The organism is Salmonella sp. NW1250 (genome assembly GCF_051812965.1).
GTDB lineage: Bacteria > Pseudomonadota > Gammaproteobacteria > Enterobacterales > Enterobacteriaceae > Salmonella > Salmonella enterica.
This window is the reverse complement of sequence record NZ_JAMNDD010000001.1, coordinates 322,955-347,798: the sequence shown is the minus strand read 5'-3', so window position 1 is coordinate 347,798 and position 24,844 is coordinate 322,955. Positions and strand designations below refer to the sequence as shown.

General features: G+C 52.2%; 26 protein-coding genes. 16 read left to right on the top strand and 10 right to left on the bottom strand.

The genetic code is table 11. The features are described from left to right. The first annotated feature begins 10 nt into the window (after positions 1-10). The 8 genes from dmsB to clcB all read left to right on the top strand — a co-directional run bounded on the left by dmsB (position 11) and on the right by clcB (position 7,320). Positions 11-628: a dimethylsulfoxide reductase iron-sulfur subunit DmsB gene (gene dmsB / locus NBA72_RS01845; RefSeq protein WP_042947317.1), complete on the top strand. Its 618-nt coding sequence runs from the start codon at positions 11-13 to the stop codon at positions 626-628. A 1-nt stretch (position 629) separates the two neighbouring features. After that, positions 630-1,487, top strand: coding sequence for a dimethyl sulfoxide reductase anchor subunit family protein (locus NBA72_RS01840; RefSeq protein WP_439004975.1), 858 nt, complete (start codon positions 630-632; stop codon positions 1,485-1,487). 42 nt (positions 1,488-1,529) lie between these two features. After that, positions 1,530-2,144 carry a Tat proofreading chaperone DmsD gene (gene dmsD / locus NBA72_RS01835; protein ID WP_023206420.1) on the top strand — a complete coding sequence of 205 codons (615 nt, stop codon included), beginning with the start codon at positions 1,530-1,532 and terminating at the stop codon, positions 2,142-2,144. Positions 2,145-2,448: 304 nt separating this feature from the next. Further along, entirely contained in the window at positions 2,449-3,159 is a 711-nt protein-coding gene (gene osmY, locus NBA72_RS01830; RefSeq protein ID WP_042947320.1) for an osmoprotectant ABC transporter permease OsmY, read from the top strand. Positions 3,160-3,187: 28 nt separating this feature from the next. After that, positions 3,188-4,090: an osmoprotectant ABC transporter substrate-binding protein OsmX gene (osmX, locus tag NBA72_RS01825; RefSeq protein ID WP_001211186.1), complete on the top strand. Its 903-nt coding sequence runs from the start codon at positions 3,188-3,190 to the stop codon at positions 4,088-4,090. 9 nt (positions 4,091-4,099) lie between these two features. Continuing rightward, entirely contained in the window at positions 4,100-4,747 is a 648-nt protein-coding gene (gene osmW, locus NBA72_RS01820; protein WP_042947321.1) for an osmoprotectant ABC transporter permease OsmW, read from the top strand. Further along, complete coding sequence (osmV, locus tag NBA72_RS01815; protein WP_000593093.1) at positions 4,747-5,895, top strand: osmoprotectant ABC transporter ATP-binding protein OsmV; 1,149 nt, start codon at positions 4,747-4,749, stop codon at positions 5,893-5,895. The genes osmW and osmV overlap by 1 nt, the downstream gene beginning before the upstream one ends. Before the next feature lie 135 nt (positions 5,896-6,030). Further along, entirely contained in the window at positions 6,031-7,320 is a 1,290-nt protein-coding gene (clcB, locus tag NBA72_RS01810) for a voltage-gated ClC-type chloride channel ClcB (RefSeq protein ID WP_000554910.1), read from the top strand. Here clcB and bioD read toward each other — a convergent pair. The 3 genes from bioD to NBA72_RS01795 all read right to left on the bottom strand — a co-directional run bounded on the left by bioD (position 7,276) and on the right by NBA72_RS01795 (position 10,344). Further along, complete coding sequence (gene bioD / locus NBA72_RS01805) at positions 7,276-7,971, bottom strand: dethiobiotin synthase (protein ID WP_000919206.1); 696 nt, start codon at positions 7,969-7,971, stop codon at positions 7,276-7,278. The genes clcB and bioD overlap by 45 nt on opposite strands. Before the next feature lie 125 nt (positions 7,972-8,096). After that, positions 8,097-9,317: a sugar metabolism global transcriptional regulator Mlc gene (gene mlc, locus NBA72_RS01800; RefSeq protein WP_000225094.1), complete on the bottom strand. Its 1,221-nt coding sequence runs from the start codon at positions 9,315-9,317 to the stop codon at positions 8,097-8,099. A 127-nt stretch (positions 9,318-9,444) separates the two neighbouring features. Next, the gene (locus NBA72_RS01795; protein ID WP_001019577.1) at positions 9,445-10,344 is read right to left on the bottom strand and encodes a LysR family transcriptional regulator; all 900 of its coding nucleotides are present in this window, start codon (positions 10,342-10,344) and stop codon (positions 9,445-9,447) included. A 119-nt stretch (positions 10,345-10,463) separates the two neighbouring features. Here NBA72_RS01795 and NBA72_RS01790 point away from each other — a divergent pair, with 119 nt between their 5' ends. Further along, entirely contained in the window at positions 10,464-11,717 is a 1,254-nt protein-coding gene (locus NBA72_RS01790; RefSeq protein WP_000091796.1) for an MFS transporter, read from the top strand. A gap of 66 nt (positions 11,718-11,783) precedes the next feature. Here NBA72_RS01790 and NBA72_RS01785 read toward each other — a convergent pair whose 3' ends face one another. Continuing rightward, positions 11,784-11,876: a KPN_01571 family protein gene (locus NBA72_RS01785; protein ID WP_001068154.1), complete on the bottom strand. Its 93-nt coding sequence runs from the start codon at positions 11,874-11,876 to the stop codon at positions 11,784-11,786. A gap of 235 nt (positions 11,877-12,111) precedes the next feature. Here NBA72_RS01785 and asr point away from each other — a divergent pair, with 235 nt between their 5' ends. Together asr and NBA72_RS01775 are read left to right on the top strand one after the other, a co-directional pair. Beyond that, positions 12,112-12,363, top strand: coding sequence for an acid resistance repetitive basic protein Asr (gene asr, locus NBA72_RS01780; protein WP_042947486.1), 252 nt, complete (start codon positions 12,112-12,114; stop codon positions 12,361-12,363). 268 nt (positions 12,364-12,631) lie between these two features. Further along, entirely contained in the window at positions 12,632-13,453 is an 822-nt protein-coding gene (locus NBA72_RS01775) for a trypsin-like serine peptidase (protein ID WP_023208398.1), read from the top strand. 34 nt (positions 13,454-13,487) lie between these two features. Here the strand turns inward: NBA72_RS01775 and mdtI are convergent, their stop codons facing one another. The 3 genes from mdtI to NBA72_RS01760 all read right to left on the bottom strand — a co-directional run bounded on the left by mdtI (position 13,488) and on the right by NBA72_RS01760 (position 14,448). Beyond that, complete coding sequence (mdtI, locus tag NBA72_RS01770; protein WP_001183821.1) at positions 13,488-13,817, bottom strand: multidrug/spermidine efflux SMR transporter subunit MdtI; 330 nt, start codon at positions 13,815-13,817, stop codon at positions 13,488-13,490. Further along, a complete protein-coding gene (mdtJ, locus tag NBA72_RS01765; RefSeq protein ID WP_000500279.1) occupies positions 13,804-14,166 on the bottom strand; it encodes a multidrug/spermidine efflux SMR transporter subunit MdtJ in 363 nt (120 codons plus the stop codon). The genes mdtI and mdtJ overlap by 14 nt, the downstream gene beginning before the upstream one ends. 111 nt (positions 14,167-14,277) lie before the next feature. After that, the gene (locus NBA72_RS01760; RefSeq protein ID WP_001539987.1) at positions 14,278-14,448 is read right to left on the bottom strand and encodes a protein YdgV; all 171 of its coding nucleotides are present in this window, start codon (positions 14,446-14,448) and stop codon (positions 14,278-14,280) included. 135 nt (positions 14,449-14,583) lie between these two features. On the opposite strand from NBA72_RS01760, the gene NBA72_RS01755 reads away from it, so the two are divergent. Continuing rightward, complete coding sequence (locus NBA72_RS01755) at positions 14,584-15,618, top strand: AI-2E family transporter (RefSeq protein ID WP_042947331.1); 1,035 nt, start codon at positions 14,584-14,586, stop codon at positions 15,616-15,618. Positions 15,619-15,792: 174 nt separating this feature from the next. Here NBA72_RS01755 and pntB read toward each other — a convergent pair whose 3' ends face one another. Beyond that, a complete protein-coding gene (gene pntB / locus NBA72_RS01750; protein ID WP_000014056.1) occupies positions 15,793-17,181 on the bottom strand; it encodes a Re/Si-specific NAD(P)(+) transhydrogenase subunit beta in 1,389 nt (462 codons plus the stop codon). A 10-nt stretch (positions 17,182-17,191) separates the two neighbouring features. Further along, on the bottom strand, positions 17,192-18,721 hold the full coding sequence (gene pntA / locus NBA72_RS01745; RefSeq protein WP_001219360.1) for a Re/Si-specific NAD(P)(+) transhydrogenase subunit alpha: 1,530 nt from the start codon (positions 18,719-18,721) through the stop codon (positions 17,192-17,194). A gap of 526 nt (positions 18,722-19,247) precedes the next feature. Between pntA and ydgH the strand changes: the two genes are divergently transcribed. Further along, the gene (ydgH, locus tag NBA72_RS01740; protein ID WP_000769302.1) at positions 19,248-20,192 is read left to right on the top strand and encodes a DUF1471 family protein YdgH; all 945 of its coding nucleotides are present in this window, start codon (positions 19,248-19,250) and stop codon (positions 20,190-20,192) included. Positions 20,193-20,490: 298 nt separating this feature from the next. Then, the gene (locus NBA72_RS01735; RefSeq protein ID WP_000412353.1) at positions 20,491-21,873 is read left to right on the top strand and encodes an amino acid permease; all 1,383 of its coding nucleotides are present in this window, start codon (positions 20,491-20,493) and stop codon (positions 21,871-21,873) included. A gap of 61 nt (positions 21,874-21,934) precedes the next feature. Here the strand turns inward: NBA72_RS01735 and NBA72_RS01730 are convergent, their stop codons facing one another. After that, positions 21,935-22,270 (bottom strand): GlpM family protein, encoded by a 336-nt coding sequence (locus NBA72_RS01730; RefSeq protein ID WP_000524877.1) that lies wholly within the window; start codon positions 22,268-22,270, stop codon positions 21,935-21,937. Between the two features lie 126 nt (positions 22,271-22,396). Between NBA72_RS01730 and rstA the strand changes: the two genes are divergently transcribed. Then, a complete protein-coding gene (rstA, locus tag NBA72_RS01725) occupies positions 22,397-23,128 on the top strand; it encodes a two-component system response regulator RstA (protein WP_001080048.1) in 732 nt (243 codons plus the stop codon). A gap of 479 nt (positions 23,129-23,607) precedes the next feature. Continuing rightward, complete coding sequence (gene ompS2 / locus NBA72_RS01720) at positions 23,608-24,759, top strand: porin OmpS2 (protein ID WP_023138129.1); 1,152 nt, start codon at positions 23,608-23,610, stop codon at positions 24,757-24,759. The last annotated feature ends 85 nt before the right edge of the window (positions 24,760-24,844 follow it).

Genomic DNA, 24,844 nt, shown 5'->3' with positions numbered 1-24,844 from the left:
GGAGTAACCGATGACAACCCAGTATGGATTTTTTATTGATTCCAGTCGTTGCACCGGTTGCAAAACCTGCGAACTGGCCTGCAAGGACTACAAAGATTTGACCCCGGATGTCAGCTTCCGCCGCATTTATGAGTATGCGGGCGGCGACTGGCAGGAAGATAACGGCGTCTGGCACCAGAACGTCTTTGCCTATTATCTCTCCATTTCATGCAACCACTGCGAAGACCCGGCCTGTACCAAAGTCTGCCCGAGCGGCGCGATGCACAAGCGCGATGACGGTTTTGTGGTGGTGAACGAAGAGGTCTGTATCGGTTGCCGCTACTGCCACATGGCCTGCCCGTACGGCGCGCCGCAGTACAACGAGGCCAAAGGTCATATGACCAAGTGCGACGGCTGTTATGACCGGGTGACGGAAGGCAAGAAACCGATTTGCGTGGAATCCTGCCCGCTGCGGGCGCTGGATTTTGGCCCGATAGACGAACTGCGTAAAAAACACGGAGAGCTGGCTGCCGTCGCGCCGCTGCCGCGCGCGCATTTCACGAAGCCGAATATTGTGATTAAACCCAACGCCAACAGCCGCCCGACCGGGGACACTACCGGTTATCTGGCCAATCCGAAGGAGGTATAAGATGGGAAGTGGATGGCATGAATGGCCGTTGATGATCTTCACGGTCTTTGGTCAGTGCGTGGTCGGCGCGTTAATCGTTAGCGGACTGGGCTGGCTGACGGCAAAAGACGATACCATCGCCCGTCAGCGCATCGTGCGTAGCATGTTTTTTCTGTGGCTGGTGATGGGACTGGGATTCCTCGCGTCGATTATGCATCTCGGCTCGCCGCTGCGCGCGTTTAACTCGCTTAACCGCGTAGGCGCTTCCGCACTGAGTAATGAAATCGCCGCAGGATCGGTGTTCTTTGCCGTAGGCGGCATCTGGTGGCTGGTATCGGTACTCGGTAAAATGCCCCCGGCGCTGGGTAAAGTGTGGCTGCTGGTCAGTATGGCGCTCGGCGTTGCATTCATCTGGGCAATGACGCTCGTTTATCAGATAGATACCGTGCCAACCTGGTATAATGGCTACACCACGCTGGCCTTTTTCCTCACGGCATTCCTGTGCGGCCCGGTGTTTGCGGCGCTACTGCTACGCATCGCGCGCGTCCCATTTTGCAGCGTGACGTTTGCCAGTATTAGCGGCCTGGCGTTGGTGGTGTGCGTGGCGGTCATCGTATTACAAGGGCTGTCTCTCTCAACCATTCACAGTTCCGTGCAACAGGCCAGCCATCTCGCACCGGATTACGGTATGCTACAGGTCTGGCGCATTGTCTTGCTTGCTGCCGGATTAGGCTGCTGGCTATGTCCGCTAATCCGTCGCCGCGAACCGCATACCGTTGGTTTGCTGCTCGGTGTCGTGCTGGTGCTGGCAGGCGAAATTATTGGCCGCGGACTTTTTTATGGCCTGCATATGACCGTAGGTATGGCCGTCGCAGGTTAATTTATGCGTGCGGGGCGACCCGCACCTTTCGGGATTGTTTGAATGACCACTTTTTTACAACGTGATGATTTTGCAGTAACGGCGCGTGTTCTCGGCGCGTTGTTTTATTATTCGCCGGAAAGCCACGAAACAGCTCCTCTGATTCAGGCGCTATTAACCGACGACTGGCAGGCGCAGTGGCCGCTTGATGCCGAGGCGCTTGCGCCTGTGGCGGCTATGTTTAAGACCCACAGCGAAGAGTCGTTGCCACAGGCCTGGCAGCGTCTGTTTATCGGCCCTTACGCTCTGCCGTCTCCGCCGTGGGGTTCCGTCTGGCTGGATCGTGAGAGCGTATTATTTGGCGATTCTACGCTGGCGCTACGTCAGTGGATGCGCGAAAACGGAATTCAGTTTGAAATGCAGCAAAACGAGCCAGAAGATCATTTTGGGTCGCTGTTGCTGCTGGCGGCCTGGCTTGCCGAGAATGGCCGTCATCATGAATGCGAACAACTCCTGGCCTGGCATCTGTTTCCGTGGTCGTCCCGCTTTCTGGACGTATTTATCGATCATGCCGGGCATCCGTTTTATCAGGCGTTGGGGCAACTGGCGCGTCTGACGCTGGCGCAATGGCAAGCTCAACTTATTATTCCCGTCGCTGTAAAACCGTTATTCCGTTAATCCCCACAAAAGGCAGGATTTTACCTGCCTTTTCTCCCATTGCGGCCTATTTTTATCTACAAAAAGTGACAACGTCACACCACGCTTCTATTTTTAAGATAATTCTTTATCGTGAATGTTCACCCTAAGCCGCATAAGGGCAAAGCATAATTGTTAATAGATGTTTAATAGTGTTAAACATCACGCTTCGCTGGAATCCTTCCCAACCTGTTGCTATAGCTCAAAGCACCCTGCCGGAACATGGCATAACAACACGCGACTCTTAACGTCGCCATAACACATGCAAACAGGGAGACACACCGCAATGCACACCCTCACCCTAAAACGTGTACTTGGGTTCACTATCGTCATTTTGCTGTTACTGGCGCTGTTTATCTGGGGAATCGGTCTGGAGACGCTGAAAGCGCGTCAGGTCGATCTGCTGTATCTCGGACAACGGCATTTGATGCTGGTATTTACGTCCATGTTTTTTGCTTTACTGGTCGGTATCCCGAGTGGGATTTTACTCAGCCGTCCTGCGGCAAAGGGATTTGCTGAATATGTCATGCAAATCTTTAATGTTGGTAATACCTTGCCGCCGCTGGCCGTCCTGGCCTTAGCGATGGCGATTATCGGGATCGGCGATACGCCCGCCATTGTCGCGCTATTTCTGGCCTCCCTTCTGCCTATCGTCCGCAATACCTATGCGGGCCTCTGTTCCGTTCCCGCCTCACTGCTTGAAGCGGCGAACGGGATTGGGATGACAAAATGGCAGCGGCTTCGCCAGGTAGAGCTACCTAATGCGTGGCCAGTGATGCTGTCCGGTATTCGCATCGCGACCGCCATCAATGTCGGCACCGCGCCGCTGGCCTTTCTGATTGGCGCCAGCAGCTACGGCGAGCTGATTTTTCCGGGGATTTATCTCAACGATTTTCCGACGTTGATTCTCGGCGCAACGGCCACGGCGTTATTCGCGCTGATTCTTGACACTCTGCTTGCCTGGTTTGGGCGACGCCTTAGCCCTCATACCGTCTGAACGCATAAATAACAATAAGGAGCGTTAAATGAGATTCAAAAAACACCTGTTAGGATGGCTTGCCGCAACGCTGTTGTTCAGTAACCAGACGCAGGCCGCGCCGCTGGTTCTCGCCACCAAAAGCTTTACCGAGCAGCATATTCTTTCCGCTATGACCGTTCAGTATTTGCAGAAGAAAGGCTTTCAGGTTCAGCCGCAAACCAATATCGCCGCGGTGATTTCACGTAATGCGATGGTGAATAAACAAATTGATATTACCTGGGAATACACCGGTACATCGCTGATTATTTTCAACCGTATCGATAAGCGCATGAGTCCACAGGAAACCTACGACACGGTAAAACGCCTGGATGCGAAGCTGGGCCTGGTATGGCTCAAACCGGCTGACATGAACAATACTTACGCGTTCGCGATGCAGCGCAAACGCGCCGAGTCGGAAAATATCACCACCATCTCGCAAATGGTGGCAAAAATCGAACAGGTCCGGCAGAACGATCCTGACCACAACTGGATGCTCGGTCTCGATCTGGAATTTGCCGGGCGCAGCGACGGGATGAAGCCCCTTCAGCAAGCCTACCAGATGCAGCTTGATCGCCCGCAAATACGACAGATGGACCCAGGGCTGGTCTATAACGCCGTTCGGGATGGGCTGGTTGACGCCGGGCTGGTCTATACCACCGACGGACGGGTGAAAGGGTTTGATCTGAAAGTGCTGGAAGATGATAAAGGCTTCTTCCCAAGTTACGCTGTCACGCCCGTAGTGCGTAAAGAGGTGCTGGAAGCCAATCCTGGCCTTGATGACGCCTTAAACACCCTTTCCGGCCTGCTCAATAACGATGTGATATCGACCCTAAACGCCCAGGTCGATATCGAGCATCGTACGCCGCAACAGGTAGCCCATCAATTTTTGCAGGACAAAGGTCTGCTGTAAGGAGCGCCTATGGATACGATACATTATATGCTGGATAACACAGGCTATCTCGCCAGCCTTACCTTTCAGCATCTCTGGCTGGTCGCGCTGGCCGTCGGTCTGGCGATTATCATCGGCGTACCGTTAGGCGTTTTGATTGTACGCCACAAATGGCTGGCAACGCCGGTATTGGGCGCCGCCACGCTACTTCTTACCATTCCGTCTATCGCGCTGTTTGGGTTAATGATCCCGCTCTTTTCGCTGATCGGGCATGGTATTGGCGTTCTGCCCGCCGTGACGGCTGTTTTTCTCTACTCTTTACTGCCGATTGTCCGGAATACCCATACTGCGCTTGATAGTTTGCCGCCCGGTCTGCGTGAAGCGGGACGCGGCATCGGTATGACTTTCTGGCAACGGCTGCGCTGGGTCGAAATCCCAATGGCCCTACCGGTTATTTTCGGGGGTATCCGCACCGCGGTAGTGATGAATATCGGCGTGATGGCGATTGCCGCGGTGATCGGCGCCGGCGGTCTGGGGCTGCTACTGTTAAACGGCATTAGCGGCAGCGATATTCGCATGTTAATTGCCGGCGCGCTGATGATCTGTCTACTGGCAATTGTACTTGACTGGCTGTTGCATCGTCTGCAAGTCGTACTGACACCTAAGGGGATACGATAATGATAAAACTGGAAAATCTCACCAAACAATTTGTACAGAAAAAGGGTCAGCCGCTAAAAGCCGTCGACAACGTCAACCTGAACGTGCCGGAAGGCGAAATGTGCGTCTTGCTCGGTCCCTCCGGCTGCGGCAAAACCACCACGTTAAAGATGATCAATCGGCTGATCGCGCCCAGCAGCGGTAATATTCTTATCAACGGCGAGAATACCAACGATATGGATACGGTAACGCTACGCCGCAATATTGGGTATGTTATCCAACAGATCGGCCTGTTTCCTAATATGACGATTGAAGAAAATATTACCGTTGTGCCGCGCATGTTGGGTTGGGACAAAGCGCGCTGCAAGCAACGCGCCGAAGAGTTGATGGACATGGTGGCGCTGGATGCCAGAAAATTTCTGCATCGCTATCCAAAGGAGATGTCCGGGGGACAGCAACAGCGTATTGGCGTGATCCGCGCTCTGGCCGCCGATCCGCCGGTACTGCTGATGGATGAGCCCTTCGGCGCGGTGGACCCCATTAACCGCGAAGTGATCCAGAACCAGTTTCTGGATATGCAGCGTAAGCTAAAAAAGACCGTGATGCTGGTCAGCCATGATATCGACGAAGCGCTAAAACTCGGCGACCGTATCGCCGTGTTCCGTCAGGGGCGAATTGTACAGTGCGCCAGTCCTGATGAACTGCTGGCCAAACCGGCTAACGAGTTTGTCGGGTCGTTTGTCGGTCAGGACAGAACGTTAAAGCGTTTGCTACTGGTCTCCGCAGGCGATGTGACCGACCAACAGCCAACCATTACCGCGCGGCCTTCCACGCCGCTAAGCGAGGCGTTCGGCATTATGGATGATCACGATATTCGCGCCATTACCGTCATTGACAACGACGGTAAGCCACTGGGATTTGTGAAGCGCCGGGAAGCGCGGAACGCCAGCGGAATCTGCGCCGATATCACCCATCCTTTCCGTATTACGGGCAAAGCGGAAGATAATCTGCGTATTGTGCTGTCCAGATTGTACGAAAGTAATACCAGCTGGATGCCGATCGTTGATGAAGACGGACGCTATAACGGTGAAATCTCTCAGGATTACATCGCCGACTATCTCAGCTCAGGCCGCACGCGTCGGGCGCTAAATATTCACGAAAGCAGCTAACGTTGCCGCCGGATGGCCTCTCGCTATCCGGCAGTATCATTATTGTACGCAATATTATATCGCACATAGTGCTTTTGCGTCTGACGCCATTTCCCCGCAGAATAGGCTATCCTGAAACTCCCTGTTTACCCGCTCATGCATCGTTTACACGCTTACCCGGATCTGCGCGCGATGTTTCGTCGCCTGCTGATCGCTACGCTCATTGGTATTCTCGCGGCGCTGGCTGTCGCCGCCTTCCGTCATGCGATGCAATTGCTGGAGTGGATTTTCCTGAGTAATGACACTGGCAGTCTGGTGAATGCGGCTGAGGGGCTTTCGCCCTGGCGACGGCTGATTACGCCAGCGCTTGGCGGCCTGGCCGCTGGTCTGTTGCTGTGGGGGTGGCAAAAAATGAACCAACAGCGCCCCCATGCGCCCACTGACTATATGGAAGCATTGCAAACCGACGGGCAATTTGACGTTGGCGCCAGTCTGGTGAAATCGCTGGCCTCGCTGCTGGTCGTGGTCAGCGGCAGCGCAATTGGTCGCGAAGGCGCAATGATCCTCCTCGCCGCGCTGGCGGCATCCAGCTTTGCCCGACGCTTCACGCCGCGTGAGGAATGGAAATTATGGATCGCCAGCGGCGCCGCTGCGGGCATGGCGGGCGCTTACCATGCGCCGCTGGCGGGCAGCCTGTTTATCGCGGAGATCCTGTTCGGTACCTTAATGCTGGCTTCCCTCGGCCCGGTTGTCGTTTCCGCCGTCGTCGCCCTGCTAACCACCCATGTATTAAACGGTAGCGATTCACTACTCTATACCGTACATCTGACCGTTGATCTCCACGCGCGGGAGTACGTCATGATAGTCAGTACTGGCCTGGTCGCCGGTCTGTGCGGCCCATTGCTGATGTGGCTGATGACGGCCAGCCATAATAGTTTCTTACGCTTAAAACTGTCCCCGCCCTGGCAACTGGCGTTGGGCGGGCTTATTGTCGGATTACTGTCGTTACTCACGCCCACGGTATGGGGAAACGGCTATAGCGTCGTACAATCATTTTTGCTCTCCCCGCCGCTATTCTCGCTGATTGGCGGAATTTTTGTGTGCAAAATCCTGGCGGTGCTCGCCAGCAGCGGGTCTGGCGCGCCGGGCGGCGTCTTTACGCCAACACTATTTGTCGGATTATCAATTGGAATGTTTCTGGGTCGGATATGGGGATTCTTGCTGCCAGGCTCGGATGAAATAGCGATTTTATTGGGGCTGGCGGGTATGGCGACGCTACTGGCGGCGACAACCCATGCGCCGATAATGTCCACCCTGATGATTTGTGAAATGACCGGCGAGTATCAGTTACTCCCCGGTCTGCTGATTGCCTGTGTAGTCGCGTCAGTGCTCTCGCGAACGTTACGCCATGATTCTATCTACCGCCAGCACGCTGCCGAGCATTGATAAACGAATATACTGCCCCAGCTCACGCTGCTCGGCGCGCGGCAGGTACGGTAACTCGCCAATCAGCGGCGCTGGCAGTTTTTTCCCAAGCACATCAATAATTTCAGCATAATGCGCCAGGCCAGGATTGATACGATTCGCCACCCAACCAATTAATGGCAGTCCATCGTTAGCGACAGCTTGCGCAGTCAGTAGCGCATGATTAATGCACCCCTCCTGAATCCCTACCACCATCAATACCGGTAACTGTTCCTGTACCACCCATTCGGACAATGGACGTAAATCATTCATCAAACTACGCCAGCCGCCAGTACCCTCCACAACCACGTGGTCCACTTTATCGCTCAGGCTCGCCAGACCGTTGGACAGCAAGGTGTAATTTATAGGACAGCTATGCGCGACGCTGCTTTCTTCTTCGCTTAACGCGATTGGATTAATCGCCTCATACGGCAACTCCAGCGAAGAGACGCTTTGCAATACCAGAGCGTCTTTGTTGCGCATCCCTTCTGCAGTCTCTTTGCTCCCTTTAGCGACAGGTTTATACCCTGCAACGCTCTTACCACCCGACGCTAACGCTTGTAGTAATGCGCGGGAAACCACCGTCTTCCCAACAGAAGTGTCTGTACCTGTAATAAAGAAACGCTTCAGCATCACTAACTCCACCGTTATGCTTCGAAAATATAAGCCAGGAAAATAATACAGTGGAGAAAGTCTAAGATATGGCAAGGGCAATCAGCTTGAGTTAGCGCAAATTTTTGTACAACAGTTAAAAAATGTTAACCCTGTAATAGACGAATCAACAAAGAGCCGTTATACATCGCGTCTTTTACCAACGCCGCCCCGGCCATCGTGCCCTGGTTGGTAAACTGCGTGCTTTCCACTACCGTATTCCTGCTGTAGGCGGGCAGCGCCTGCTGACGGATACTGTCAGCAATGGCCGGAAAAAGGATATCAGCCGCTTTACTTAGCGGCGAACCAATAAGAATTTTTTGCGGATTAAATAAATTCACCATGATAGCCAGAATGCGTCCGACATGCGCGCCAACGCCGCTAATAATATCTTTTGCTAATAGATCTCCCTGCATCGCCGCCTGACACAGTGAATCTACCGTTAACGGCTGGCCGTGCAACATTGAACTCATCGATTGATTAAGCCGAAGCTGCGTAAGTTCCAGCACACTATCGACGCTGGCGATGGTCTCCAGACAGCCATGATTACCGCAATAACAGCGCTTACCATAAGGATCGACCTGGGTATGCCCAATCTCTACCAGACTGCTACTGCCCGCATGAAGCAAATGACCGTCGGTGATAACGCCCGCCCCCACATTATGATCAATCACCACCTGGATAACGTCGCGCGCGCCGCGTGAGGCGCCAAAAAGCGCCTCTGCCATCGTCCAGGCACTAATATCATGCTGAATGTAAACCGGTACGCCGGTGTGCCGCTCCAGCGCATCTCCCAAAGGCATCTCTTTGACATCTTCGTAATACGGCATCCGGTGCACAACGCCGTTTTCGGTATCGATAATGCCCGGTAACGTAATGGCAATAGAGGTCAGACGCTCCAGTTTCTGCTGATGGCGGGTAAAAAACCGATCAACGTGCGTAATAATTCGCTCAAGCAACGGCGTGGCTTCGGTTAACGGCAGCGGCAGACACTCTTCTACCACCAGTTTGCTGCTAAGATCGCGTAGCGCAAGGAAAATTTCGCCACGGCTAATACGAATAGATAAATAGTGCCAGGCTTCCGTTTCCACCATCAGCCCGACGGCGGGACGTCCACGACTGCCCGCCTCTTTAATTTCAAGTTCCTGAACCAAATGCGCTTCCAGCATTTCGCGAACAATTTTCGTAATACTGGCAGGCGCCAATTGCGCCAGACGAGACAGGTCAATTCGCGATACCGGTCCGAGCTGATCAATCAGGCGATACACTGCGCCAGCATTGGTCTGCTTAATTTGATCGATATGCCCAGGCTGACTATCAGCAACCACCGCTCACTCCCTTTATTTTCGCGCTCCGAAATAATCTGTGTGCTATGGTGAAACACTTCAATACTCGCCGTCAACTTTTTGCTTAGCCGTGTGATTAACTGCACATTTTCACCCTTTTTAGGCGTAATTAATCCCGTCGGGCAGCCAGTAATAGCAGTTGGCAAAACCGCTGTACGGCATGACTCTGTTCATGATGCTTCGGCCATACCAGCCACATTTCAGATACGGCGTCCTCTTCCGCCAGGGGAACCCAGCGCATCTCGCTCATCTGTACACGCTTAAAGGATGCCGGCAGAATCGAGACACCCAGTCCCGCCGCCACCAGACCGATAATGGTCATTGCCTCGCCAACCTCCTGCGTGATGGTCGGCGACAGGTTATAGCGCCGCATCAGGCCGAGAATATCGTCGTAGAGGCCCGTCCCGACATGCGGATCGAAAAAGACGAAAGGTTCTTCCGCCAGTTCTGTCAGACTGACGACCGGCTTTTGCGCCAGCCGATGTTCGCGCGGGATCATGGCCATAAGCGGCTCATGCAAAATCACCTCGCGATTAAGTGTGTCGGGCAGCGGCGTATTCCGCAGCAAGCCAATATCCAGTACGCCTTCGTTGAGCGGCGCGATTTGCTCACGCGTATTCATTTCACGCGTTTGCATATGCACTCCCGGATAGGACTGGCGGAACAACGAAAAGGTATGCGATACCGCCCGAATAAAAGGCGCTGAAGACGTAAAGCCAATACGGATTTCTCCCGCTTCGCCCTGATGCAACCGCTCGGCGCGAGCGGCGGCGTCGTTTACCAGACTCAGGATGTGTCGGCTATCCACCAGAAACTGTCGCCCGGCGGCGGTTAACGCTACGCTGCGGTTGGTCCGCGCCAGTAATCGCGCGCCGACCTGCTGCTCCAGAATTTGTATCTGCTGACTGAGCGGCGGCTGCGAGATATTGAGGCGCGCGGCGGCGCGACCAAAATGCAGTTCTTCTGCTACCGCCACAAAGTAACGTAAATGACGTAATTCGATATTCATATTTTTAACGTCTTATTTGAGACAATTAATATATTAGACAGAATATTTTGCTTTTTCTATGCTTTACATGTCGGTTATACCCGTCTCCTGTTGACGGAGATGTAAAGCAAGGATTTAACGTGAGTCGTACAACTATTCTCGATGACGCCACGGCGAGCGATATCGATGAACAACGCCATTCTCAGCCGGTTCAATTTATTAAACGCGGTACAGCGCCTTTCATGCGCGTCACGCTGGCCCTTTTTTCCGCGGGCCTGGCGACTTTCGCGCTCCTTTATTGCGTTCAGCCTATACTACCGGTACTTTCCCAGGAGTTTGGCGTCTCCCCCGCCAGCAGCAGCGTTTCACTTTCTATTTCTACCGCCATGCTGGCTATCGGCTTACTTTTTACCGGCCCGCTTTCTGATGCGATAGGCCGTAAACCGGTGATGGTCACCGCCTTGTTATTAGCCTCCTGCTGCACATTGTTATCAACCATGATGACCAGCTGGCATGGTATTCTGATTATGCGCGCGCTGATCGGTCTGTCGTTAAGCGGCGTCGCCGCGGTGGGAATGACCTACCTGAGCGAAGAAATCCATCCCAGCTTTGTCGCTTTCTCTATGGGGCTTTATATTAGCGGTAATTCCATCGGCGGGATGAGCGGGCGTTTATTAAGCGGCGTCATGACCGACTTTTTTAACTGGCGCATCGCGCTGGCGGCCATCGGATGCTTTGCGCTGGCGTCCGCGCTGATGTTCTGGAAGATTTTACCCGCCTCGCAACATTTTCGTCCCACGTCACTACGGCCTAAAACGCTATTTATTAATTTCCGTCTCCACTGGCGCGATCGGGGGTTACCTCTGCTGTTTGCGGAAGGTTTTTTACTGATGGGCGCGTTCGTCACCCTGTTTAACTACATTGGCTATCGCCTGATGCTCTCCCCCTGGGAATTAAGCCAGGCCGTGGTCGGACTGTTATCCGTAGCCTATCTCACCGGCACATGGAGCTCGCCGAAAGCTGGCGCAATGACCTCACGCTATGGCCGGGGGCCGGTGATGCTGTTCTCTACCGCAGTAATGCTGGGTGGGCTTTTACTGACGCTTTTTACCTCGCTTTGGCTGATTTTTGCCGGGATGCTGCTTTTTTCCGCCGGCTTTTTCGCCGCGCACTCCGTGGCCAGTAGTTGGATTGGCCCGCGTGCGCGCCGGGCGAAGGGACAGGCCTCGTCACTTTATCTTTTCAGCTATTATCTGGGGTCCAGTATCGCCGGGACGCTAGGCGGCGTATTCTGGCATAGTTACGGCTGGAACGGCGTAGGTGGTTTTATCGCGCTAATGCTGGTGCTGGCCATCCTGGTCGGGACGCGGTTACATCATCGTCTTCACGCCTGAAAAGAAATAATCCGGCGATAGCAACGTGCGCTATCGCCGGGCTGGTTTCACGCCACGACTCACTGTTCACCATAGACCTGTCAGGCTTGATACGCCCATAACTTCTCTGATTGCATCCAGCGCCAGAAGCGTAAATACCACCCAGATTATCGGATTCATATACGGTGTGCCTGTTATTCTGGAGGGCGGATATTACCGACTCTGCGACCAAAAATAACGGCCGGTAACGTAAAGCTACCTATTATGGTGGGGGCTTACATCGCGTTACCGGGGGATTGTACATAGCGTTACATGCCGAAACCAATCACTCACGGAAGCCTTTTGATAACAGCGATATAGTCATTTCACCGGCCCCGCAGTGGGGTTGAATGAAAACCAAATCGAGGGTATCAAAATGAAAAAAGTATTAGCTCTGGTTGTTGCCGCTGCAATGGGTCTCTCTTCCGCAGCATTCGCGGCTGAGACTGCAACGCCTGCGAAAACCGCAGCGCCTGCCAAAACAACCCAGAACACCCAGCACCACAAAAAACAGCATAAAAAAACCGTTGAGCAAAAAGCGCAGGCGGCTAAAAAGCACCAGAAAAAAGATGGCAAAAAAGCCCCAGCCAAATCTACGTCAAAACCAACTACTCAACCGGCTGCGTAAGTCGTAACATGCTGCGGCGCGCCCCCGCGCCCGCTTTTACGGCGCTAAATTGTTCTGGTTTAGCGCCGCCTTCCGGGAGGGCAAAAAAGTGTCTCGCTACCGCTTTGAGCTCATTCTTATCGTGCTTATTTTATGCGCCGTTATTGCCACGCATTTCTATCTTTCCTGAGTGTAGTTATCTGATTTTACTCCCACTTTCTTACCGTCACGTCTATAGTAGTACTGAGGGTTTGTTGTTAATAATCATAATTACCCACCAGAGTGTGATATGCATAAAACCATTGCTGTATTACTGGGCATAGTGTGTTTTTTACCGGTTATGGCGAAAGCCAGGGGGGCTGAAACAGACGCCACGGATGCCAGCGACGTCAAAACGCTTTTTTTTAACCATGACGATCGGGTGCCCGTCGCCGATCCTACCCAATCGCCGTGGGATGCCATCGGGCAACTAGAGACCGCCAGCGGTAATTTGTGTACGGCAACGCTTATCTCCCCGCATATCGCCCTGACAGCAGGTCACTGCCTGCTAACGCCACCGAAAGGAAAACCAGACAAGGCGGTTGCGCTGCGTTTTGTGGCGCGAAAAGGAGTATGGCGCTATGAAATCCACGGCATTGAAGGCCGCGTTGAACCGTCGCTGGGCCGACGTCTGAAAGCGGATGGCGATGGCTGGATTGTGCCGCCTGCCGCGGCAAGCTGGGATTTTGGTCTGGTAATATTGCGCTACCCACCTTCCGGTATCACGCCAGTGCCTTTATTTACCGGCGATAAAGCGGCGCTCACTGCGGCGTTGAAAGCCGCAGACCGAAAAGTCACGCAGTCCGGTTATCCGGAAGATCATCTGGATGCGCTCTATTCCCATCAGGATTGCGTCGTGACCGGCTGGGCGCAGAATGCCGTACTCTCACACCAGTGCGACACGTTACCTGGCGACAGCGGCTCGCCGCTCTTATTGCACACGGATAGCGGATGGCAGCTCATTGGCGTACAAAGCTCCGCCCCTGCGGCTAAAGATCGCTGGCGCGCCGATAACCGCGCTATATCCGTCACCGGCTTTCGCGATAAGCTGAAAGCTCTGGCGCAGGATTAATGCGGGAATCGCTGCCTGACCGGCAGCGATCGTCTCAGGCAAATTTGATCATGACCATTCCGGCGAGCAGCAATATCACGCCAACCCAGCCTTTGGGATTTAAGCGCTGGCCGAAGAGCACCCAGCCCGCCGCCAGCGTGGCGGCAATACCAAAACCGCCCCATAGCGCATACGCCACCGACAGGTCTATCCCTTTAACCGCCTGGGAAAGCGCGCTGAAGGCGGCCAGAACAGCGGCAAGCGATAAGATGCCATAGCATTTACGGCGAAAGCCGTCCGAAAATTTCAACAGTACGTTAGCCGCGATTTCCAGCATTATTGCCAGCCCAAGCCAGGCGCCGTGTATCCATTCAAATTGTTGCACGAGCCGCCCCCTTCACTGGTTTGCCGGGTTTACGCGTCCCTGATTTGATCAATACTATGCCGGCGACCAGCGTCAGCAAGCCGGCAATCTTCATGGTTGATAATGCTTCATCAAATAGCAGCACGCTAAAAATGGTAATAAATAAAATGCCGATCCCTTCCCATAAGGCATACGCTACACCCAGGGCAATCTTTTTTACCGCAAAAGAAAGAAATATATATGACAGCGTGATCATCACTAGCATTAAAATAAAACCCGCATTGCCATTACCCACGCTAGCCCATTTCATTGAGAGCGTGCCGGTAATTTCAGTCGCGATAGCCAGAGCTAATAAAATCCAGTAAAACATGACACTTCTCCTGCATGAGAATATACTCTTTCGAGTCTGCTGCACGCAGCAAACTAAAAAATAAAATCAGTTAGCACAGCGCATTGCGCCAGCTCAGGCAGAAGTGAGAGACTAAAGTGCGTTACGCCAGTGCTGCTCGCCGATAAGCAGGAAAAAGGAGGTAGAGTGAAGATGCGTTTGCGTGGAGAAAAAAGCGCTGAACATATTGTCCATAATATTACAATTATCCGCAGTGTTGCTTCTCGTCATCGCGGATGATAATTGTCCTCGGTAGTTGAACACGCCTGATTTGTATCATAAGCCAGGAATTAACTCAAAATATTTTCACTTCTTTACCTGAAGTGTTTGATTTTAACCAGAACAGGTCGACCGACATCACATTATTATTCGTGTCGGCATCAGAAAACAGGGACTGATATGGCAAAACCGATCATCACGCTCAATGGTCTAAAAATCGTCATTATGCTGGGAATGCTGGTGGTTATTCTGAGCGGTATCCGCTTCGCCGCAGATATCATTGTTCCCTTTATTTTGGCGTTATTTATTGCAGTCGTTCTCAATCCCGTTGTGCAACGGATGACCCGATGCCGAATTCCGCGCGTTATCGCCGTATCATTGCTCATTGTGATTATTGTTATGTTAATGGTACTGCTACTGGCCTATTTGGGGACATCATTAAATGAACTGGCTCGTACCCTACCGCAATATCGCTCCTCATTGGTGATACCGTTGCAACGTATTGAACCGTGGTTGCAGCGAGCTGGCATTGGCGTGTCGGTTGATGAGCTGGCGAAATATATCGATCCAAACGCCGCCATGACTCTGGTAACGAACCTGCTCACCCAACTGTCCAATGCCATGTCATCCATCTTTTTATTGCTATTGACCGTGGTATTTATGCTGTTGGAGGTTCCACAATTGCCTGCAAAACTGCAGCAGATGATGAGCCGTCCGGTGGAAGGCATGGCGGCAATTCAACGCGCGCTTGATAGCGTTTCCCATTATCTGGTGTTAAAAACAGCGATCAGTATCGTGACGGGGCTGGTCGCATGGGGCATGCTGGCCGCGCTGGATGTCCGCTTCGCCTTTGTCTGGGGTCTACTGGCCTTCGCGCTGAACTATATTCCTAATATTGGATCGGTGCTCGCTGCCCTGCCACCCATTATTCAGGTGCTGGTATTTAACGGGTTTTATGATGCGCTGCTGGTGCTGGCAGGCTATCTGCTGATTAATCTGGTCTTCGGCAATATCCTTGAGCCACGAATTATGGGACGTGGTTTAGGCCTTTCAACCTTAGTGGTATTTTTGTCGTTAATTTTCTGGGGCTGGCTATTAGGTCCGGTGGGCATGTTGCTCTCCGTTCCGTTAACCATCATTGTCAAAATCGCCCTCGAACAGACCACCGGCGGGCAGAGTATCGCCGTTCTGCTTAGCGATTTAAACAAAAGATAAAATGCAATATATACACAAAATCATTCAAGATGCCTCGCGGCGGCAAGGGAAGAAATCCCCGGGAGCATAGATAACGATGTGTCCGGGGTTTCTGAGTGCAGCCAACAAAGAGGCAGCTTAAAGGATGAAGTGTATAAAAACGGCCTCCGAAGAGGCCGCCGCACGTTTAAAAGATTAAAGCGCTTTCAGAATTGCATCCACGCTGGCTTTTGCATCGCCAAACAGCATTTGCGTATTCTCTTTAAAGAACAGCGGGTTCTGCACACCAGCATAACCGGTATTCATTGAACGCTTAAAGACCACGACATTCTGTGCTTTCCACACTTCGAGAACCGGCATACCGGCGATCGGGCTGCGGGGATCGTCTTGCGCCGCCGGGTTCACCGTATCGTTCGCGCCAATCACCAGCACGGTATCGGTATCGGCGAAATCATCGTTGATCTCATCCATTTCCAGCACGATGTCATAAGGCACTTTCGCCTCCGCCAACAGCACGTTCATATGCCCCGGCAGGCGACCCGCCACCGGATGAATGCCGAAACGCACGTTGATACCGCGTGCACGCAGTTTTTCGGTGATTTCCGCCACCGGATACTGCGCCTGCGCCACCGCCATCCCGTACCCCGGCGTAATAATGACGGAGTGGGAGTTTTTCAGCATCTCAGCGGTCTCTTCCGCCGTGATTTCGCGATGTTCGCCAGCTTCCTGATCGTCGCCTGTTGAGGAGCCGTCAGTACCGAACCCACCGGCAATAACGCTGATGAAAGAGCGGTTCATCGCTTTACACATAATGTAAGACAGGATCGCGCCTGACGAACCGACCAGCGCGCCGGTCACAATCAGCAAATCGTTGCTCAACATGAAGCCAGCCGCCGCGGCAGCCCAACCGGAATAGGAGTTCAGCATTGAAACAACCACCGGCATGTCCGCCCCGCCGATAGAAGCGACCAGATGCCAACCAAACGCCAGCGCGATAATGGTCATCAGCAGCAGCGCCAGAACCTGTAGACCCACGCTTTCGGTACGAACAAAAACCAGCAGCAACAGGAAAGAAACAACCAGCGCCGCCAGGTTCATTTTGTGACGGTTAGGCAACATCAACGGCTTAGAAGAGATTTTGCCGCGCAGTTTACCAAACGCTACGATCGATCCAGTGAAAGTGACTGCGCCAATAAAGATACCGAGGAAGACTTCGGTCAGATGGATATTCACCAGCACCGGCGCCAGACTGGCGTCATGGTACAGATAGCTGTTAAAACCAACCAGTACCGCCGCCAGGCCCACGAAACTGTGCAGAATCGCGACCAGCTCCGGCATCTCGGTCATCTCAACTTTTTTCGCCATGCGGATGCCAATCGCGCCGCCAATAATCATGGCGACCAGAATCCATGCTACGTTGCCGGTATCCGGCCCGAAAATGGTCGCCAGCAACGCGATCGCCATCCCGGCAATACCGAAGTTATTCCCCTGGCGGGACGTTTCATGCTTTGAAAGCCCGGCAAGACTGAAAATAAACAGGATCGCGGCAACAATGTATGCAGCTGTAACTAATCCTCCAGACATGTGTTACCCCTTAGTTTTTCCGGAACATTTTCAGCATACGCTGAGTCACGGTGAAGCCACCGAAAATATTAATGCTGGCGATAAGCACCGCGATAAAGCTCAGGAAGCTGACCCAGCCGCCCTGACCAATTTGCAATAATGCCCCGACAACAATAATCCCTGAAATTGCGTTGGTCACCGACATTAATGGCGTATGAAGCGCATGAGACACGTTCCACACCACGTAATAACCAACCACGCAGGCGAGCGCAAACACGGTAAAATGGCCGAGGAACTCTTTTGGCGCGACATCGGCCAGCCAGCCAAAAAGAATGATCGCCAGCGCCATTAACGCATACTTCCGCCAGGGTGAAGCGGGCTTTTCCGGCTCTTTTGGCGCAGGTGCTGCTTTAGGCGCGGCCTGTGGCTGCGCGGAAACCTGGATTGGCGGCGCAGGCCAGGTAATGTCGCCGTCGCGAATCACCGTCACGCCACGGATCACGACATCGTCAAAATCCACGTCAATATTGCCGTCTTTCTCTTTGCACAGCAGCTTCAGCAGGTTAACCAGGTTGGTGCCATAAAGCTGGGATGACTGCGTCGGCAAACGCCCCGGTAGATCGGTATAGCCAATCACTTTTACGCCATTGTCCGTCGTCACAACCTGATTAGCGACGGTATATTCGCAGTTACCGCCATTCTGCGCGGCCAGGTCGACAATCACGCTGCCGGCCTTCATAGAATCGACCATATCGCGGGTAATCAGCTTCGGCGCTGGTTTGCCCGGAATCAACGCGGTGGTAACGATGATATCGACCTCTTTGGCCTGGGCGGCAAAGAGCGCCATTTCCGCTTTGATAAACGCCTCGGACATCACTTTGGCGTAACCATCGCCGCTACCGGCTTCCTCTTTAAAATCCAGTTCGAGGAACTCAGCCCCCATACTCTGGACCTGCTCTTTGACTTCAGGACGAGTGTCAAACGCGCGGACAATCGCCCCCAGGCTGTTTGCCGCGCCGATAGCCGCAAGACCGGCAACGCCCGCGCCAATCACCATCACCTTCGCCGGCGGCACTTTCCCGGCGGCGGTGATTTGGCCGGTAAAGAAGCGCCCAAATTCATGCGCGGCCTCTACAATGGCGCGATAACCCGCGATATTCGCCATTGAGCTTAACGCGTCGAGCGATTGCGCGCGGGAAATACGCGGCACGGAGTCCATCGCCATCACCGTGACCTTACGTTCGGCAAGTTTCTCCATTAACCCAGGATTTTGCGCAGGCCAGATAAAACTGACCAGCGTAGTCCCGGGGTTCAGTAAAGCGATTTCCTCTTCTTCAGGCGCATTAACCTTGAGAATAATTTCCGACTGCCAGATAGCATTGCCGTCTACAATATCCGCGCCAGCCTGCGCAAACGCTTTGTCGTCAAAACTTGCCAGTTGACCCGCCCCGCTTTCGATAGCGACGCTAAACCCCAGCTTCAGTAGCTGCTCTACCGTTTTCGGCGTCGCAGCGACACGGGTTTCATTGGGTAACCGCTCTTTTGGTATGCCAATTCGCATAAATGTTCCCTTCCATCGGTATTTTTGATGATGGTTTGTCAGTAAGCGCGAGAAGCGTACGCCTGCCCGCGTTTGAGGTAAATGTTACCCCAGCAGAATAAAACCGTTACAAACTCTCTATAACCTACTGAAAATAACGCCTGTGATCTAGCGCCAAAAAACAGAATTTTTTATCAAATTTGCAAAACATGAACGATTCAGCCGCTAAGCAGCCATAATGCCTTGAAAATGGCCTGCGAGGGCTGATAATTCGCTCAAATTTGACAGCAAAACATCATTAAACCCCTGGCGCGATCAAGAAATTAACATTAAATTAACTTATTAAATTTATGCGCTTCATTAGCTTAGCCGCCCGGACGCCGTTTTTTTCGACATATCGGCAAATGTTATCATCAAAGATAGGATACATGACACGATGCGTGAAAAATCCCGCAGACATCCATATGGTTTAAATGCAATAATCAGCCACGTTTCTAGTCAATAACAATACCAGTACCTGGTTTGCGCAAGGCGAAGGATTATTTTTATGAAGCTTAAGAACACTCTCCTGGCGTCGGCTCTGCTTTCTGCGGCTGCTTTTTCTGTCCATGCAGCAACAGAACTGACGCCGGAGCAAGCGGCTGCACTAAAACCTTATGACCGCATCGTTATTACCGGTCGTTTTAATGCTATTGGCGATGCGGTCTCCGCCGTGTCCCGCCGCGCAGATAAAGAAGGCGCAGCCTCCTTCTATGTTGTCGACACCTCGGAGTTCGGCAACAGTGGTAACTGGCGTGTTGTGGCGGACGTGTATAAAGCCGACGCGTCGAAAGCCGACGCGCCCAAAAATCGTGTCATTAATGGCATTGTGGAATTACCGAAAGACCAGGCCGTACAATTAGAACCGTATGACACCGTCACCGTTCAGGGCTTCTACCGTAGCCAGCCGGAAGTTAACGATGCCATTACGAAAGCGGCGAAACAAAAAGGCGCATACGCTTTCTATATTGTTCGTCAGATAGATGCGAATCAGGGCGGAAACCAGCGCATCACTGCATTTATCTATAAACAAGATGCGAAAAAACGCATCGTCCAGAGCCCGGACGCTATTCCGGCAGACTCTGAAGCTGGCCGCGCCGCGCTGGCTCAGGGCGGCGAAGCTGCGAAGAAAGTCGAAATTCCAGGCGTCGCCACGTCAGCCTCGCCGAGCGCCGAAGTAGGCCGTTTCTTCGAAACGCAATCCTCCAAAGGCGGGCGTTACACTGTCACACTACCGGATGGCACAAAAGTTGAGGAGCTGAATAAAGCGACGGCTGCGATGATGGTGCCTTTCGACAGCGTTAAGTTCACCGGCAACTACGGCAATATGACAGAAATCTCCTACCAGGTCGCCAAACGCGCGGCGAAGAAAGGCGCTAAGTATTATCATATTACGCGTCAGTGGCAGGAGCGCGGCAATAACATCACCATCAGCGCCGACCTCTATAAATAAGGCGCGCGTCGCCATCAGGCTTTCTCGCCGGATGGCGGCATACCTGCCTTATCAGGCCTACACAATCGTTCAACGGCAGGCCTGATAAGCCGCCATCCGGCACTTTCTCGCGGGATGCCAGTTCCGTCAAATATCGCGATGAATCTCACTTTTCGCTTTTTTGGCGATAAATCTTATCCAGGCCGTTGCATGCGGTCCCTTCTCTCCGTAAAATCCCGCGCCTTAGTGGCTTTCACCATTTTTATGCGTTTTGCCATAATAATTATTCTTCCAATTTCATTTTTATAGCTGGATACCAATGGAAAAAAAACTGGGACTGAGCGCGCTGACCGCGCTGGTTTTAAGCTCAATGCTTGGCGCAGGTGTTTTCAGCCTGCCCCAGAATATGGCCGCCGTTGCCAGTCCGGCTGCGTTGTTAATTGGCTGGGCCATTACCGGCGTGGGGATACTCTTACTGGCATTCGCCATGTTAATCCTCACGCGCATTCGCTCCGAGCTTGACGGCGGTATCTTTACTTACGCCCGCGAAGGCTTCGGCGAACTGATTGGCTTTTGTTCTGCCTGGGGCTATTGGCTGTGCGCGGTCATCGCCAACGTATCCTATTTGGTTATCGTTTTTTCAGCGCTGAGTTTCTTTACCGATACGCCTGCCCTGCGTCTGTTTGGCGACGGTAATACCTGGCAGGCTATTGTCGGCGCTTCAGTCCTGCTCTGGATTGTCCATTTCCTCATCCTGCGCGGCGTACAAACGGCAGCCAGCATCAATCTGGTTGCGACTCTGGCGAAACTGTTGCCGCTCGGCGCGTTTATTGTGCTGGCTATCATGATGTTCAAACTGGATACCTTCACACTGGACTTCACCGGTGTTGAACTCGGTATTCCCGTATGGGAACAGGTCAAGAACACCATGCTTATTACGCTGTGGGTGTTTATTGGCGTTGAAGGCGCCGTCGTCGTCTCGGCCCGAGCGAAAAATAAACGCGATGTAGGCCGCGCCACGCTACTGGCGGTACTCGCAGCGCTGGGAATATATCTCCTGGTGACGCTGCTTTCTCTTGGCGTTCTTGCGCGTCCGGAACTGGCGGAGATGCGCAACCCGTCGATGGCCGGTCTGATGGTGAAAATGATGGGGCCGTGGGGAGAAATTATTATTGCAGCGGGACTGATTGTGTCTGTCTGCGGGGCTTATCTAAGCTGGACTATCATGGCGGCGGAGGTGCCGTTTCTGGCGGCAGCCTATAAATCCTTCCCGGGCATCTTCGCGCGACAAAATGCGCAAGGCGCGCCTTCTGCATCGTTATGGCTCACCAATATCTGTGTGCAAATCTGTCTGGTGCTGATCTGGCTGACCGGTTCGGACTACAACACACTATTGACGATTGCGTCAGAAATGATTCTGGTGCCCTACTTTCTGGTCGGCGCATTTCTGCTGAAGATTGCAACGCGTCCCCTCCATCGGGCGGTCGGTATCGGAGCCTGTATTTATGGCTTATGGTTATTATATGCGTCGGGCCCTATGCACCTGCTGCTGTCCGTCGTACTGTACGCGCCTGGATTACTGGTTTTCCTGTATGCGCGTCGGACGCACAAGCATGACAATGTATTAAATCGTCAGGAAGTCGTGCTGATTGGTTTATTGCTGGTCGCGGCGGTTCCGGCTACGTGGATGCTGGTGGGTTAACAACCTCCCCATCGTAATATCCGTCTGTATTACGATGGGGAAACCACGGTCTTTGCCAATATTAATGCCATTTAATCCAGCAAAAAATCAGCAGCCACGCGCTTAGCCCCCAGCAGACCACCGCACCGCCAAGCGCGACGGGCAGGCGCATCACGCCGCTGAAATACCATAGCGTTGCAAGATAAATGAAATAAGGAATGATCGACCACATGCTAAAGACGATGGTGGTACGCATCGCGTCGATGCCCCGCTCGCTGGCCACGATATAGTGCGCGATAAGCGCAAACGTTGGAAACAGAGGAATTAATCCGGCGATATAATAATTTTTCGTTTTTGACAGCAGACCAATCAATACGACGACCAGCGCCCCCAGGGCAGCTTTAATCACGAGTCCCATTACCTTGCCTTAACACGCTAATAACAACAGCGTGTAGCATAACGGAACCGCTCTCGTTTAGAAAAGATTTATGGAAGGGAAAACAGAGGCGGTGTATGTTGGCGTTTTCTATTCTCCATTTATAATATGAACCGCATTGTATTTGTTGAAGACGACGCTGAAGTGGGTTCTCTCATTGCCGCTTATCTGGCGAAACATGATATTGATGTCATTGTTGAGCCGCGTGGTGACCGGGCGGAGGATCTTATCCTCACCACTCAGCCCGATCTGGTTTTACTGGATATTATGCTTCCAGGTAAAGATGGCATGACGATATGTCGCGATTTACGCCACCGCTGGCAAGGCCCGATTGTCCTGCTCACCTCGCTGGACAGTGATATGAATCATATTCTGGCGCTGGAGATGGGCGCCTGCGACTACATCCTCAAAACCACGCCTCCGGCCGTTTTGCTGGCGCGTCTGCGCTTACACCTGCGGCAAAGCGAACAAACGCAACAGGCAAAAAGTCTTCAGGAGAGCGCGCTTACGCCGCATAAAGCGCTGCGTTTTGGCGCGTTAACCATCGATCCCCTTAACCGGGCGGTCCAGCTCAACGGCGATTTCATATCGCTCTCCACCGCCGATTTTGAATTGCTCTGGGAACTGGCGACACACGCCGGACAAATTATGGATCGCGACGCGTTGCTAAAAACGCTGCGCGGCGTCAATTATGATGGTCTGGATCGCAGCGTGGATGTGGCGATTTCCCGCCTGCGTAAGAAACTGCTGGATAGCGCTGCTGAGCCCTATCGTATAAAGACCATTCGCAATAAAGGCTATCTTTTTGCCCCTCATGCCTGGGACGAAACGACGGGATAAGTTAGCCGACAGATTTTACCTGCCTTTATTAAGTCATAGTGGCGATGCTCATCACCGCCACTGTTCAAAAAACAGACATTGTATACATGGATGCTATTTTTATTAGTCGGAACAGCCCCTTTATTACCGTTTTCTCTGCGTTGTGGTTCATCATTACGTCTTTTTCGCTCAAGAAAATTAAATTAAAAAAACTCGAAGCCAGTTCACAAAATTGATAACAGAATGTCTGCCCGCCGCTATATTGCCATCTTTTTTCGCAAATTGTGAAATAAAACAAATCACAACCATGAATATATAATAACAAATATATTCACCATAAATATATGCGTTTCCGATAGTAACTTTTGTATTAATTAATAACATATAAGAAAAGTTAGCATTTGCTGAAATAATATTATTCAGATTAGGATGCCTTTGATTCAACGAATCTGTAGAAGTTCAATCTTTTGCAAATAAGTTAAGTTTTTAAGGATAAAAAAATGAAAAGAAAAGTATTGGCACTTGTCATCCCGGCTCTGCTGGCTGCTGGCGCAGCACACGCCGCTGAAATTTATAACAAAGACGGCAACAAACTGGACCTTTACGGGAAAGTAGACGGCCTGCACTATTTCTCTGATGACTCTTCTAAAGATGGCGATCAGACCTATATGCGTGTCGGCTTTAAAGGCGAAACACAGATTAACGACCAACTGACCGGTTACGGCCAGTGGGAATATAACGTTCAGGCTAACACTACCGAAGGCGAAGGCGCTAATTCCTGGACTCGTCTGGCATTCGCCGGCCTGAAATTCGGCGACTACGGCTCATTCGACTATGGTCGTAACTACGGCGTCCTGTACGACGTAGAAGGCTGGACCGATATGCTGCCTGAGTTCGGCGGCGACTCCTATACTTACGCTGACAACTACATGACCGGTCGTGCTAACGGCGTGGCCACCTACCGTAACACTGATTTCTTCGGTCTGGTAGACGGTCTGAACTTCGCGTTGCAATATCAGGGTAAAAATGAAAGCCAAAGCGCTGACGATGTAAATATCGGTACCAATAACCGTAATAATGGCGACGATATTCGTTACGATAACGGTGATGGCTTCGGTATTTCTACTACCTATGATATTGGCATGGGCTTCAGCGCAGGCGCTGCGTATACCACTTCCGATCGTACTAATGAGCAAGTCAATGCTGGCGGCACGATTGCTGGCGGCGACAAAGCGGATGCATGGACAGCTGGCTTGAAATATGATGCCAACAACATCTATTTAGCGACTATGTATTCTGAAACCCGTAATATGACGCCTTATGGTAAAACGGATGCGGGTTATGCTGGCGGCGTAGCAAACAAAACGCAAAACTTCGAAGTTACAGCCCAATATCAATTTGATTTCGGTCTGCGCCCGGCGGTTTCTTTCCTGATGTCTAAAGGTAAAGATCTGACCTATAACAACGTTAATGGCGATGATAAAGACCTGGTTAAATATGCTGATGTAGGTGCTACCTACTATTTCAACAAAAACTTCTCCACCTATGTTGATTATAAAATCAACCTGCTGGATGATGACGACCCGTTCTATAAAGATGCCGGTATCAGCACTGATGATATCGTCGCGCTGGGTATGGTTTACCAGTTCTAATTATTCATTAATTCTTCTCAAGCCCGCCGTTTCGGCGGGCTTTTCTTTTTTCATTACCACCGTTCTAAAAACAGAACGCACTGTT